At 70.1% G+C, this 12,720-nt stretch carries 13 protein-coding genes, 1 tRNA gene and 1 other RNA gene; 10 read left to right on the top strand and 5 right to left on the bottom strand.

Annotation, left to right across the window (positions count from 1 at the left end; all coding sequences use genetic code 11):
- Nucleotides 1–94 precede the first annotated feature (94 nt).
- Nucleotides 95–1,033 carry a hypothetical protein gene (locus Voc01_RS02785; protein ID WP_203925639.1) on the top strand — a complete coding sequence of 313 codons (939 nt, stop codon included), beginning with the start codon at nucleotides 95–97 and terminating at the stop codon, nucleotides 1,031–1,033.
- Between the two features lie 13 nt (nucleotides 1,034–1,046).
- The gene (locus Voc01_RS02780; RefSeq protein WP_203925638.1) at nucleotides 1,047–1,664 is read left to right on the top strand and encodes a hypothetical protein; all 618 of its coding nucleotides are present in this window, start codon (nucleotides 1,047–1,049) and stop codon (nucleotides 1,662–1,664) included.
- A 220-nt stretch (nucleotides 1,665–1,884) separates the two neighbouring features.
- On the opposite strand, the gene Voc01_RS02775 is transcribed toward Voc01_RS02780, so the two are convergent.
- On the bottom strand, nucleotides 1,885–2,850 hold the full coding sequence (locus Voc01_RS02775; RefSeq protein WP_203925637.1) for a helix-turn-helix transcriptional regulator: 966 nt from the start codon (nucleotides 2,848–2,850) through the stop codon (nucleotides 1,885–1,887).
- Nucleotides 2,851–2,912: 62 nt separating this feature from the next.
- Here Voc01_RS02775 and Voc01_RS02770 point away from each other — a divergent pair, with 62 nt between their 5' ends.
- Entirely contained in the window at nucleotides 2,913–3,368 is a 456-nt protein-coding gene (locus tag Voc01_RS02770) for a hypothetical protein (RefSeq protein ID WP_203925636.1), read from the top strand.
- Here Voc01_RS02770 and Voc01_RS02765 read toward each other — a convergent pair.
- The 3 genes from Voc01_RS02765 to Voc01_RS02755 all read right to left on the bottom strand — a co-directional run bounded on the left by Voc01_RS02765 (nucleotide 3,349) and on the right by Voc01_RS02755 (nucleotide 5,604).
- Nucleotides 3,349–4,536 (bottom strand): aminotransferase-like domain-containing protein, encoded by a 1,188-nt coding sequence (locus tag Voc01_RS02765; protein WP_203925635.1) that lies wholly within the window; start codon nucleotides 4,534–4,536, stop codon nucleotides 3,349–3,351. The two genes, Voc01_RS02770 and Voc01_RS02765, sit on opposite strands and share 20 nt — an antisense overlap.
- 216 nt (nucleotides 4,537–4,752) lie before the next feature.
- Complete coding sequence (locus Voc01_RS02760) at nucleotides 4,753–5,247, bottom strand: nucleoside-diphosphate kinase (RefSeq protein WP_203925634.1); 495 nt, start codon at nucleotides 5,245–5,247, stop codon at nucleotides 4,753–4,755.
- A gap of 78 nt (nucleotides 5,248–5,325) precedes the next feature.
- Nucleotides 5,326–5,604, bottom strand: a complete 279-nt coding sequence (locus Voc01_RS02755) for a hypothetical protein (RefSeq protein WP_203925633.1) — start codon at nucleotides 5,602–5,604, stop codon at nucleotides 5,326–5,328.
- Nucleotides 5,605–5,996: 392 nt separating this feature from the next.
- Here Voc01_RS02755 and Voc01_RS02750 point away from each other — a divergent pair, with 392 nt between their 5' ends.
- Complete coding sequence (locus tag Voc01_RS02750; protein ID WP_203925632.1) at nucleotides 5,997–6,578, top strand: class I SAM-dependent methyltransferase; 582 nt, start codon at nucleotides 5,997–5,999, stop codon at nucleotides 6,576–6,578.
- A gap of 30 nt (nucleotides 6,579–6,608) precedes the next feature.
- Here the strand turns inward: Voc01_RS02750 and Voc01_RS02745 are convergent.
- Nucleotides 6,609–6,696 (bottom strand) — tRNA-Ser (locus tag Voc01_RS02745).
- A gap of 54 nt (nucleotides 6,697–6,750) precedes the next feature.
- Here Voc01_RS02745 and ffs point away from each other — a divergent pair.
- The 6 genes from ffs to Voc01_RS02715 all read left to right on the top strand — a co-directional run bounded on the left by ffs (nucleotide 6,751) and on the right by Voc01_RS02715 (nucleotide 12,634).
- An RNA gene (gene ffs, locus Voc01_RS02740) (signal recognition particle sRNA small type) lies at nucleotides 6,751–6,843 on the top strand.
- Between the two features lie 157 nt (nucleotides 6,844–7,000).
- The gene (locus Voc01_RS02735) at nucleotides 7,001–9,661 is read left to right on the top strand and encodes a DNA polymerase III subunit gamma and tau (protein ID WP_239159893.1); all 2,661 of its coding nucleotides are present in this window, start codon (nucleotides 7,001–7,003) and stop codon (nucleotides 9,659–9,661) included.
- A 40-nt stretch (nucleotides 9,662–9,701) separates the two neighbouring features.
- Nucleotides 9,702–10,037, top strand: coding sequence for a YbaB/EbfC family nucleoid-associated protein (locus Voc01_RS02730; RefSeq protein WP_203925631.1), 336 nt, complete (start codon nucleotides 9,702–9,704; stop codon nucleotides 10,035–10,037).
- A gap of 6 nt (nucleotides 10,038–10,043) precedes the next feature.
- Nucleotides 10,044–10,637 carry a recombination mediator RecR gene (gene recR / locus Voc01_RS02725; protein ID WP_203925630.1) on the top strand — a complete coding sequence of 198 codons (594 nt, stop codon included), beginning with the start codon at nucleotides 10,044–10,046 and terminating at the stop codon, nucleotides 10,635–10,637.
- Between the two features lie 39 nt (nucleotides 10,638–10,676).
- Nucleotides 10,677–11,288 (top strand): Uma2 family endonuclease, encoded by a 612-nt coding sequence (locus tag Voc01_RS02720; protein ID WP_203925629.1) that lies wholly within the window; start codon nucleotides 10,677–10,679, stop codon nucleotides 11,286–11,288.
- Nucleotides 11,243–12,634 carry a xylulokinase gene (locus Voc01_RS02715; RefSeq protein WP_275423680.1) on the top strand — a complete coding sequence of 464 codons (1,392 nt, stop codon included), beginning with the start codon at nucleotides 11,243–11,245 and terminating at the stop codon, nucleotides 12,632–12,634. Before Voc01_RS02720 ends, Voc01_RS02715 begins: the two co-directional genes overlap by 46 nt.
- Nucleotides 12,635–12,720 lie beyond the last annotated feature (86 nt).

Raw genomic sequence — 12,720 nt, 5'->3', positions numbered from 1 at the left:
TATGTATTGCACCAAATGCGCAAACGCATCCCGGCTTGAGGCATGGGGGCGTGCGCCTAAGGTATTCTCCGCGAGATCGAAGGGGAGGGTTGGCTTGGCGCGTCTGAACATGAAAGAGCGAACGGTTCAGTTCTACGAGGTCGTAGAGGCGGACTCTGGCCAGCAGGTACGCGTAGGGCAGCGCAACTGGGCTGAGATCTTGGGCGAGATCGCGCGCGCCAAGATCGATGAACGGACCTGCGAAGCAGGGAATATCTTGGTTGGAACCGTCCACACCCACGAGGACGAGGACTACCTTTTACTGCACCGAGTAAAGCAGCCGGGCGAATGGCTCTCCGTAATGGATATGGCCACAGGGCACTGGCGCGAGCTTGAGTCGAAGGCGTCTGAGGGTTACCTGGAGACTACCGCAATCGCTTTTCTGCCGTACGGAAACCTTGTCGGAATCATGCAGGGGTCGGTGTCGTCACCCACGCACAAGTCGTTAGAGACGTGGATTAACGGACTGAAACTGTTCACTAAGCCAGTCGTGGTGCGGCCAGTCCTCTCAAAGGCCGAGGTCGACAAGCTCTCCACGGCCAGCGGCGCAGCAAAGGTCGAGATTCGGATCGGCCAGAATAGGGCTGCCGTGCTTCAGCAGAAGACTGGTCGGCTCGCGCGATTCCTGAGGGCTGCAAGCGCGGAGTACGGCGGCGATATCCGAGTGACGATGACCATCAGTATTCCGCGTGGCGGAGGCGATGCGAGGGACGAGGACCGCTCGCGACTCCTGGACGACCTGAGGGACCTTCAGGACGTCATGCCAGGTGCCGCAGCCGTCGCCAGGGCACGGCTGATCTACAGTGATCCAGGTGGAGCAGAGCACTCCCGCCTCAGTGAGTTTGTTGAACATCACATAACGGCCAAAAGGCGCGTTCCTGCCGTTGATGAAGCCGGCCACTCCATCAAAATTTTGTCAGCCGTCCTGGTCATAATGGAGGTTGCCGCCGAGTTCGAGGACGAGCTGAGGCTGGCAGCCGACGTGCCAGACTGAGACAGGGGGACCGATGTCGAGGCTCACGCGGGTTGATCTCAACGGAGTGCTGTCCGACCGGCCAAGCCTCGACTACCTCCTTGCCGGGGTGGTGGTGGCCGGCCACGTATTGATCATCAGGCAATCCGGAAGTGGCGACTTCCTCTCATGGATCGAGTCCGACCGACGCTCCGATGTGTATTCCGGATCGGGGGCGGTCATTGCTACGCTCGGCGGGCTTTCGGCCATCGGTCTGGCGATCTATCAATCAGCCAGCGGCGACCGATCGAAAGCGATTCGTGTGCTTTACGGCAACGAGCTGCGCAGGAATTGGCGTGGCTTGCTGGTAATGGCGGGACTCTCATCGCTTCTATGCTACCTCTGCATGGCATTAGATCAGGAGAAGGATCCAATCAGTATCCGCTTTGTCTTCGAGTGGGCAATGGTCTTCGCTGTCGTCCGGTTTGTTCGACTGGTTTGGATCTTCGATCGGATTCTCCAAATTGCGGATCGCGACCTAACAGATGCGCCGCGACGGACACCAGCGGCCCCCTCCGCGAGATGGCGGCGCTCGAATGCCGAGAATCGAGCAGAGATAACCCCCGGAAACGGCGATAACCAATCGCTGGAAGCGCAGGCGCCAGGCGCCTAGAGAGGCCCTCTCTCCGTCTCAGTTTCCGTCTCGTTCATGCTCGTTCGACTCTGTCCGTCGCGATCCAGGAGCGCGCAACTGACCTGGGGCGACACCGTGCCGGACGGCCCTGAACGCTGACGGGCAGAACTCGAAAGCGTGTGAGGGTGCAAGCCCTCCGCGGGTTCAAATCCCGCCGCCACCGCTCTTTCTCTCCCGGTCCCGCGCGGAGCGCGTTCTCTCAGTCCCGCGCGGAGCGCGGGTAGAGGCGCGCCATCGCCTCGATGGTCGCCACCATGTGCTCCACCAGCTCCGGTGGCGCCACCACCTGTGCCTCCGCGCCCAGCCGGAGCAGGCCGGCCGCCATGTGGGCCACGTTGTCGAGCGGAATCGTGACCCGGTGCCAGCCGTCCCCGTCGGGTGGTGTCACCGGACGGTCGCCGAAGATCTCCGGCAGAACGCGGAGGGCGTCGGGTGACACGCGTACCACGGCGGTCGGCGCCGTCGCGGCACGCTCGTACTCCTCGACGTGCCGCTGCCACCAACCGGCCAGGTCGAAACCGGGCGGCCGGGTCGCCCCGTCGTCGAGGACGGTGGCCTCGACGATCGACGAGACCCGGTACGTGCGCGGCGACCCGCTCCCGGCGACCAGGTACCAGACACCGGCCTTGAGGACGAGCCCCAACGGGTGCAGCCGGCGGCTCACCACCTTCGGCGACGGCGACCAGCGGCGGTAGCGGACCTCGACGACCCGGTCGCGCCACAGCGCGTCGGCCACGGTGAGCAGGTGCGGCACATCGTCCCGGCGCCGGTACCAGCCGGGCGCGTCGAGGTGGAAGCGTTCCCTGATGCGGCCCGCCGCCTCCTGGTACGGCGTCGGCAGCGCGGCGGTGAGCTTGAGCTCGGCGGCGGCCACCTGGGCACCCAGGCCCAGCTCGGCCGCGGGACGCGGCAGGCCGGTGAGGAACAGCGACCCGGCCTCGTCGGCCGTGAGACCGGTCAGGCGGGTGCGGTAGCCGTCGAGCAGCGAGTAGCCGCCGGTGGGGCCGTGCTCGGCGTAGACCGGCACACCGGCGGCGGCCAGCGCCTCGACGTCGCGGTAGACGGTGCGCGCGCTGACACCCAGTTCGGCGGCGAGCTGGGCCGCGCTGGTGCGGCCGCGGTTCTGCAGCAGCAACAGCAACGACAACAACCGGCTGGCCCGCACGCGCACATCCTGCCGCGTCCCGCTGACAGAAGATGTCAGGGATAGGGCCGCAGGATCCCGGCATGAACGACTTCGACTTCCTCATCGGCTCCTGGACCGTCGTCAACCGCCGCCTGCGCACCCGCCTCGCCGGCGACGAGGAGTGGGAGACCTTCCCGGCGACCGCGACGTGCCACAGCGTCTTCGACGGCGGCGGGAACTTCGACGAGATCGTGTTCCCCACCAGGGGCACCCGCGGGATGACGCTGCGCCTGTTCGACACGGAGCGCAAGGAGTGGTCGCTGTACTGGTCCAACAGCCAGCGCGGCACCCTCGAACCCCCGGTGACCGGCACCTTCGACGGCGACCGCGGCGACTTCTACGGCGACGACGTACACGAGGGCACGCCGGTGCGGGTCCACTACATCTGGACCGGCGTGACCACCGGCTCGCCGCGCTGGGAACAGGAGTTCTCCGCCGACGGCGGAGAGACCTGGGAGTCGAACTGGGTCATGGAGTTCACCCGCGCAGCACCGTAGCCAGCCGCCGCATGCCCTCGGCGATCTCCTCGGGCGTGTGGGTGGTGAACGAGAGCCGCAGCGTCGCCGGGTCGGGGCCGGCCGCGTAGAACGGGGTGCCGGGCACGAACGCGACGTCGGCGGCCAGCGCACCCGGGAGCAGCGCGGTCGCGTCGGCGCCGGTGGGGAGGCGGAGCCAGGTGAACATGCCGCCGTCCGGGTCGGTCCAGGTGCTGCCGGCCGGGGCGGTGGCGGGCATCGCGGCGATCATCGCGTCGCGGCGGGCGCGGTAGGCGTCGCGCAGCGTGCGGATGTGGGCGTCGAGGTCGGTGTCGGCGAGATAGGCCGCCGCGGCGGCCTGGTCGATCGTCGAGGTGTGCAGGTCGGCGGCCTGCTTGGCGACGGTCAGCGACGGCAGCAACGCCTCCGGCGCGCGCACCCACCCCAGGCGGAGACCCGGCGCCGCCACCTTGGAGAAGCTGCCCAGGTGCAGCACCCGGTCGGCGGCGGCCGGTTCCGCCGCCAACGCCGGCACCGCCGCGCCGCGGTAGCGGAGCTCGCCGTACGGGTCGTCCTCGACCACCCAGGTGCCGTGCCCGGCCGCCAGCGCGGCCACAGCCGCGCGGCGGTCGGTGGTCAAGGTCCGCCCGGTCGGGTTCGCGAACGTCGGGACCAGGTAGAGCAGTTGGGGACGCTCAGCCGCCAGCACCCGGGCCAGCGCCTCCGGGTCGATCCCATGCTCGTCGCTGGGCACGGGCACGATGCGCGCACCGGCCAGCTGGAAGCACTGCAGCGCGGCCAGGTAGGTCGGCTGCTCCACCGCGACCGTCGCACCCGGGTCCAACAACGCCGTCGCGATCAGGGTGAGCGCCTGCTGCGAGCCCGTGGTGACGAGCAGATCGCGGGCCTCGGTGGGAAGGCCGCGGGCCGACATCCGGGCGGCGACCAGCGCGCGCAGGTCGGGGTTGCCCTCCGTCGGCGCGTACTGCAGGTGGCGGCGGGCGTGCGGACCCGACAGCACCCGGTCGAACGCCGCCCGCATCCCGTCGACGTCGAACAGCTCGGGTGCGGGCAGGCCACCGGCGAACGAGATCACCTCGGGCCGGTTGATGAGCGCGAGCAGGTCGCGGACCGGCGAACTGGCGACACCCTGCAGACGCTGAGCGGGACGGGCCGGGGCGGACAACATGGCACAACTCCATCAGGCGCGGTGTTTCGGCTTTTCAGCGCGCGCGGGGTCTGGCGCTGGCGCATTCACGGCGGCTGCCTGATCGAGGAGCCGAGCCCACCTTAGCGTCCGTTAAGGACCTGCCACACGCTCCAATTGGTCGGAAGTGGCTCCCGGCGGGCGCGCGGTGGACCCGGCCGGGATGTCCTCCGGGCCGACGTACCGGTGGGCCCGCGTTCAGAACGTGTACTTCTCCGCGACGGTCTGGTAGTCGTGCAGCTCGTCGGCGCTGAACCACAGCTCGACCTCGTACTTGGCCTCCTCGACGTTGCCGGAGGCGTGGATGAGGTTCGCGGCCACCTTGTGCTGGGCCTCGGTGTAGCCCTTCGACGTGTGGGCGAAGTCGCCGCGGATGGTGCCGGGCGGGGCCTGGTTAGGGAACGTGGAGCCGACCAGCTTGCGCACCGTGGCGACCGCCTCGACCCCCTCGAGCACGAGCGCGATGACCGGACCCTGCTGCATGAAGCCCGCGGTGACGTCGAAGACCGACTTGCCGAAGCGCTCCTCCAGGTCGAAGTAGTGCTTGCGGGCCATGTCGGCGTCCATCTGCTTCATCTTGGCGCCGACAATCTTGAATCCGGCATCCTCGAAACGCTGGAGCACCCGGCCCGCGAGCCCACGCATCACGGCGTCGGGCTTGAGAAGGACAAGGGTTCGTTCGACGGTGGTCACACTGGCTCCCTGATATCTCGGACCTTGGACTCACGTACACGCTATAGCGTGCACGTGCGCCCAAGATCGCGGGTGGGTTCAGGAGCCGGAGTCGCAGATGGGGAACTTTCTGCGGGTCTCCGCGGGCATCTCGACGCCGTCGCAGATGTCGCTCGATCCGGCCGTGACGACGGCCCACGTCTTCGTGGCCCGCGTGTACCGGAAGAGAAACGTGGCCGGTTCCGCCTCGCCCTCGGTCTTCAGTTTCTGCAGGGCGGTGGCGAAACCGCCGTGGCACCGCAGGTCGGTGAACCCGGTCGTGGCCGCGTACTCGTTCTTGACCTTCGTGAAAGCGGCGAGAAGGGTGCTCGCCGACACCGGGCAACCGTCGTCCACCGCGGTCGGCGTCGAGGTGCCGGCCGGCTTTGTGGTGGCCGGCTTTGTGGTGGCCGATGCCGTCGGAGGCACGGACCTGTTGTCGACCCCGGCGCTCCCGGAAGTCGTCGGACTCGCGGGGCCCGCGGTCTTTTCCGGCGACGAACACGCGGTCAGCAGGGCAATGAGAGGAATGAGGAGGAGAAGTCTTCCGGACATGGCAATGACGCCCCATGAAGTGGTGGTGGCTGGAACGCGGCCGGTCACGGACCGATCCGTGCGGGGTCGCGCATTGACGCTGCTCGACCGCGGGGTGGTGCGATCGGCGAAAGCGTCGCCGAGTATAGGGCCGCCCTGTGCCGGCGCGGCACGAGCGGGTCGGGCAGACTTCCGCCATGACCCGGATCGGCGCCATCACGTCATTCCACCGTGAACTGTCGGCCGGTCAGGAGCCCTACTGGCGCGACGGATGGGGCAGCGCCGAAGGCCAACGCGTCCGGTTCGAGGCGCTGGTGCGCTCGTCCCGGTACCGGGGTGGCTCGGTTGTCGACTTCGGCTGCGGAACGGGGGCGCTCCGCGATTTCCTGGCCTCGCTCGATCCGCCCTTCACGTATTTGGGCCTCGACATGAACGGGGACCTTCTCCCCGCCGGCGACGAGTTCCGCGTCATAGCCCCCGACGCCGTCGACTTCCCGGTGGCCGACTACGTATTCGCCAGCGGCATCTTCCAGTTCGCCGACCCGGACGACCCGCTCTACTACCGCCGGCTGGCCGAAGCGCTGTACGAGCGCTGCCGGGTGGCGCTGGCGGTGACCTTCCTCAGCGCCCTGCGGGACGGGTCGGCCCGCGACCCGGACGAGCTGTACCTGACACCGGGGCAGGCGGCCGACCTGGCGTCGTCGCTCTCCGGAACCTGGGTGCTGGACCACTCGTACCACCCGGACCGCGGCGACCTGACGATCGCCGTCTACCGGTAGCTCACCGGTAACCCACCGGGAGCGGTGAAATGGCGGAGGATACGAGATTCGAACTCGTGAGGGTGTGAACCCAACACGCTTTCCAAGCGTGCGCCCTAGGCCTCTAGGCGAATCCTCCGTCGAGAAGGATACCGGTCGGCAGACCGTCGTGCGAAGCGGGTATACTTCGACCCAACCTCCTGTGCGACGTTCATCCCGCAAACTCCCCCAGGGCCGGAAGGCAGCAAGGGTACCCGGGCTCTGTCGGGTGCACGGGAGGCCTTTTCATGCCTGCGGCATCCCGAGGCCGCCCAGGGCGGCCGGGCCGGGCCCAGGCTGTTGGCACGGGCCGGGGCGCACCGCCACCCCTCAGGACTGTCCGACCCGAGCGGTACCGTAGCCGGCGGGCATTGCCGCATCCCGCGCGCGAAGGAGGGCCTGAGGTGGCACTGGCGCTCTACCGCAAGTACCGGCCGCGGACGTTTGCCGAGGTCATCGGGCAGGAGCACGTCACCGAGCCGCTGATGCAGGCGCTGCGCAGCGGCCGTCTCAACCACGCCTACCTGTTCAGTGGACCGCGCGGCTGCGGCAAGACGTCCAGTGCCCGCATCCTCGCGCGCAGCCTGAACTGCGAGAAGGGCCCCACGCCGGAGCCCTGCGGGGTCTGCGACAGCTGCGTGGCCCTCGCGCCCGACGGGGCCGGCTCCATCGACGTCATCGAGATCGACGCGGCCAGCCACGGCGGTGTCGACGATGCCCGCGAGCTGCGGGAGAAGGCGTTCTTCGCGCCGGTGAGCAGCCGGTTCAAGGTGTACGTCATCGACGAGGCGCACATGGTCTCGTCGGCGGGTTTCAATGCTCTGCTGAAGCTCGTCGAGGAGCCGCCGGAATACGTGAAGTTCGTCTTCGCCACCACCGAGCCGGAGAAGGTGCTCGGCACGATCAAGTCCCGCACGCACCATTACCCCTTCCGGCTGATTCCCCCCGGTACGCTGCGCCCCTATCTCGAGGAGCTGGCGGGCAGAGAGGGCATCAGCATCGAACCGCCGGTGTTCCCGCTGGTGGTACGCGCCGGCGGCGGCAGCGCGCGTGACTCGCTCAGCGTCCTCGACCAGCTCATCGCCGGCGCCGGTCCGGAGGGTGTCACCTACAGCCGCGCCGTGGCGCTGCTCGGGGTCACCGACGCCGCCCTGCTCGACGAGATGTGCGACGCCCTCGCCGCCACCGACGGGTCGGCGGCGTACTGCGCGATCGACCGCGTCATGGAGGCCGGCCACGACCCGCGCCGCTTCGCCAGCGACCTGCTCGAACGCCTCCGCGACCTCATCGTGTTGCAGCAGGTGCGCGACGCCGCCAGCAAGGGCCTGCTCGACTACCCGGCCGACCAGCTCGAGCGCCTCACCGCGCAGGCCAGCCGCCTCGGCCTCGCCACGCTCACCCGGTGCGCCGGCATCGTCCACGACGGTCTCACCGAGATGCGCGGCACCACCGCCCCGCGTCTCCTCCTCGAGATCCTCGTCGCCCGCATGCTCCTCCCCGGCGCCGACGACTCCGTGGGCGCCCTCCTCCAGCGCATGGAGCGCCTCGAACGCCGCCTGGGCGCGGCCAGCGCCGATGGCGACGGTCCGCCGGCCGCTGCGGCCGCCGTCGCGGAGGATATGAGACGGGCGACGGCCGATTCCCGAGCGACCACCACGTCCTCGTACGGGGACCCGAGCCAGTCCACGGCTGACGCGTCTCCCCGGAGCGCACCACCGCCCGCCCAGCCGGCCACTCCACCACCGCCGGCCCAGCAGACGCAGGTGCAGCCGCAAACCCAGCCCGACCCGTGGCAGGCGCAGTCCCCACCCCAGCCGCAAACCCGGTCCCAGCCCCGGCCACCCCAAACCCCGGCCCAGCCGCAAGCCCAACCGCGAACCCAGCCGGACCCGTGGCAGCAGCAGTCCGAACCCCAGCCGCAACCCCAGCCCCAAGCCCGGCCCGACCCGCGGCAGGGGCCGCCCCAGGGCCAGCCCCAGACCCACGCGCAGCCCCCACAGGTCCAGGAACAGCCCGCCCCGGCGGAGAGCGGCGGCCTCGACGCCGCAGCCGTCCGGCGCGTCTGGGACGAGGTGCTCACCGCCGTCCGGCGCAAGAGCGTCCGCGAGTGGGCCGTTGCCCGCGAGGCGACCGTCCGCGACGTCGAGGGCAGCACGCTGGTTCTGCTGTTCCAGCACCAGGTCCACGCCAACATGCTGTCGAGCAGCCCGAAAACCCTCACCGACGCGGTGGCGGACATGATCGGTGGACGGTGGTCGATCCGGTGCGAGATCGCCGGCCAGTCCCCGGCCCTGTCGGGGCAACCGGCCCAGCCCGCCCCACCGCCCGCGCAGGCCCCACCGCCCGCGCAGGCCCAGCCGATGCCAACCCAGGGCACGCAATCCGAGGCCGCGCACGGCCAACCCATGCACGCCCAGCCCGAGGGCCAGTCCCCGTACGCCCAGTCCTCGTATGCCCGGCCGGCGCCGTCCCAGCCGTCCGGGCCGCCGCATGCCCAGGCGGCGCCCGTTGACCGGGCAGGCACACCACGTCCCACCGCTGGCGCACCCACCGGCGACGACGGCTGGCCGACGGCGGCCGTGCCCGGCGGCGGCCATGCCGCGACCGTGCCCGGCGGCGGCCATGCCGCGACTGCCGCGATGACCCAGGCACCCGCAACCGCGACCCGAACGGCACCCGCCCAGCAGGAAGCACCGGCCCAATCGGCGACCCAGTCGGGGGCACAGGCGGCCCAAGCCGCCCGGTCACCCGCCCAGTCGGCCGCGCAGTCCGCGGCGCAGGCGGCACGGGCGCGGGCGCCGCAGCGGCAGGCGCCGCAGGCCCAGCCGGCACCGGTTGCCACCGCGACCCGCCAGGCGCCTCCGGCGCCCGGCCGTCCCGCGCCCGGGGCGCGCCAGACGGCGCCGGCGGCCTGGGGCGAGGAACCGCCTGTGTACGAGTCCGACTACGGGTTCGACCCCGGCGACGAGCCGGTCGACGAAGACGGGCCGGTGGTGCGCGAAACCAGCGAGGAGCAGGCGTTGCGGCTCCTGCGGGAGCACCTCGGTGCCGAGCGCATCGACTGAACTACCCTCGACGGAAAGCGCTGATCGAAGGAGACCCCCTGTGCAACCCGGCGGTGGAGCACCGAACCTGCAGCAGCTCATGCAGCAGGCCCAGAAGATGCAGCAGCAGCTTGCCGAGGCACAGGCGGCGCTTGCCGAGGCAGTGGTCACCGGCACGGCCGGCGGCGGCCTGGTGAGCGTCACCATGACCGGTGGCGGCGAGGTCACCGCGGTCAGCATCGACCCGAAGGCGGTCGACACCGACGACCTCGAGTCGCTGGAGGACCTCGTCGTGGCGGCGTTCAGCGCGGCATCGGCGAACATGCGCAAGCTGGCCGAGGAGAAGATGGGTCCGCTCGCACAGGGTATGGGCGGTCTCGGCCTGCCCGGGATGTAGGGCGGAGTGTACGAAGGCGCCATCCAGGACCTGATCGACGAGCTTGGGCGGCTGCCCGGGGTCGGACCGAAGAGCGCGCAACGCATCGCGTTCCACGTGCTGTCGGCCGACCCCGTCGACGTCAAGCGGCTCGCGATGGCGTTGCAGCGGGTCAAGGACCAGGTGCGGTTCTGCACCACGTGCTTCAACGTGGCCGAGAGTGAACAGTGCCGCATCTGCCGCGACCCGCGCCGGCACGACGAGGCCATCTGCGTGGTCGAGGAGTCCAAGGACGTCGTCGCGATCGAGAAGACCGGCGAGTTCCGGGGCCGCTATCACGTGCTCGGCGGGGCGATCAACCCGCTGGAGGGCATCGGCCCTGACAACCTGCGCATCCGGGAACTGATGACCCGCCTGCAGACCGGCGAGGTCAAGGAGCTGATCCTGGCCACCGACCCGAACACCGAGGGCGAGGCCACCGCCACCTACCTGGCGATCCTGTGCAAGCCGATGGGCCTTCAGGTCACCCGGCTGGCCAGCGGTCTCCCGGTCGGCGGCGACCTGGAGTACGCCGACGAGATCACGCTCGGCCGGGCCTTCGAGGGCCGCCGCCAGATCTGATGCGTGAGACGAGTCCCCAGTCCCTGGGGAGGGTTCACCATGACCGCACAGCTGATCGAGCCGATACCGGAAACCATGCCGTCCTACACGGTCGACGACCTTTTCACGCTCCCCGAGAACGGTAACCGCTACCAGGTCTTCGGGGGTTCTCTCGTGATGTCGCCGGCACCGGCGCCACTGCACCAGATCGTGGCCTACGAGCTGCAGAAGGTGCTCGACCCACTGGTCGAGCCGCACCGCGCGCGGGCGCTCGCCACGCTCGCCGTACGCGTCACCGACAAGGACGGCCCGGTGCCCGACATCGTCGTCGTCGACGCCGCCGAGCTACGCGGCCTCACCGGGGCGGTGCCGGTCGCCGCGGTCCTCACCGCGATCGAGGTCGTCTCGCCGTCGACGGCGCTGCTCGACCGGAGTGCGAAGCCCGACCTGTACGCCGACGCCGGCATCCCGTGCTACTGGCGGGTCGAGCTCAAGCGGTCACGCCGGCACGACGGCCCGTTCCCGCTGATCATCGTGCAGGTGCTGGAGAAGGACGGCAGCGTGCGCATGGTCGAGGGCGCCGCCGGCGCGGAGCACACGTTCCCGCTCGCCGTCGGGCCCGACACGTGGGTCGACGTCACCCTCGACCCGGCCACCCTGGACACGCTCTGAAGGTTCTCGCGCTCGACGTCGGGTCGTCGTCGGTGAAGGCGGCGGTCCTCACCGACGGCGCCGTCACCGGCGGGCCGGTGCGGCACAAGTACGAGACCACCCTTGACGGGGTGCGGGTCGAGATCGACCCGGAGGCGGTCTGGGGTGGCATCGTCGCGGCCGTCAAGGAACTGGCGCCCGACAGCCTCGACCTGATCGGGCTCACCACGCTCGGGCCCGCGTTCATCGCGATGGACAAGGCCGGAGAGCCGCTCACCCCGCTGGTGACACATGCCGACCGGCGCAGCGTCGAGCAGGCGCGCCACCTCGAACGTGAGATCGGGCGGCAGCGGCTGCTCGACGTCACCGGAAACCGTCCGTACCCGGGCGGCATCGCGTCCACGACCTGGCGCTGGTACGCCGACCGGGAGCCCGAGCGGCTCAAGGAGGCCGACCTCGTCGGAGCACTCACCACCTGGCTGCACCGGCGCATGACCGGCGAGCGGGTGATCGACCCGTCACAGGCGTCGTTCATGGGCGTCTACCGCACCACCACGCTCGACGGCTGGGAGCCCGATCTGGTCGAAGCCGCCGGTGGAAACGCGGGCCAGCTACCCGAGGTGCACGAGGCGAACCGGGTCGTCGGCCGGCTGCGCACGGAGGCGGCGGCCGAACTCGGGCTGCCGGCGGGCGTCCCGATGCAGGCGGGCTGCCTCGACGGCAGCGCTGTGATGCTCGCGGCGATGTCCGAGTGCGACAGCGACGAGCCCGGGCTGCTGGTCAACTCCGTCGGCTCGACCGACGTCCTCGCGATGCTGATCGACGAACCGCGCCCGATGCCCCGCCTGCTCACCCGGGCGCTCGGGGTCGGCCGGCGCTGGGTCGCGGTCGCCACGCTGGCCAGCGTCGGCACCACGTTCGCGTGGGCGCAGCGCACGCTGTTCCCCGACCTCGAATCGGCCGACTTCCACGCCTTGATTGAGCAACTAGGCACGGAGAGTGACACTGGCGGGGTCCGCTTCCGGCCGTACCTGGCCGGTGACCGCACCACGTTGAACCAGCCCCGCGGCGGGTTCTCCGGGTTGACGCTCGCCACCACCCGCGAGCACCTGCTCACCGCCGTCGTCGACGGTCTGGCCGCGGCGAGCGCCGCCCGGGTCCCGCTGCTCACGGCGGTGCGCGCACCGCGTCCACAGGTATTTGTGACCGGCGGAGCCGCCGCCGACGTGATGTACCGCGACTGGCCGGCGCCGCCCGACGGCGGCGACTGGACGCGGCGCCCGGTGCCCGAGGCGACCCTGGCCGGTGCAGCAGTGCTCGCGGAGACGGTCGTTACGGAGGGTGTGCCTGAGGAGCCCACACTTTAGGACACGAGTTGATACCAGGCGCCCGGGCGCCGTTCTCCGCAGCACCGAACGCGGATTAAGGTGCCCCCATCGGGGACAGTCACGAT

It is taken from the genome of Virgisporangium ochraceum (assembly GCF_016863655.1).
GTDB classification, from domain to species: domain Bacteria; phylum Actinomycetota; class Actinomycetes; order Mycobacteriales; family Micromonosporaceae; genus Virgisporangium; species Virgisporangium ochraceum.
The sequence above is the reverse complement of the archived record's forward strand: the minus strand, read 5'-3'. Positions and strand labels throughout refer to the sequence as shown.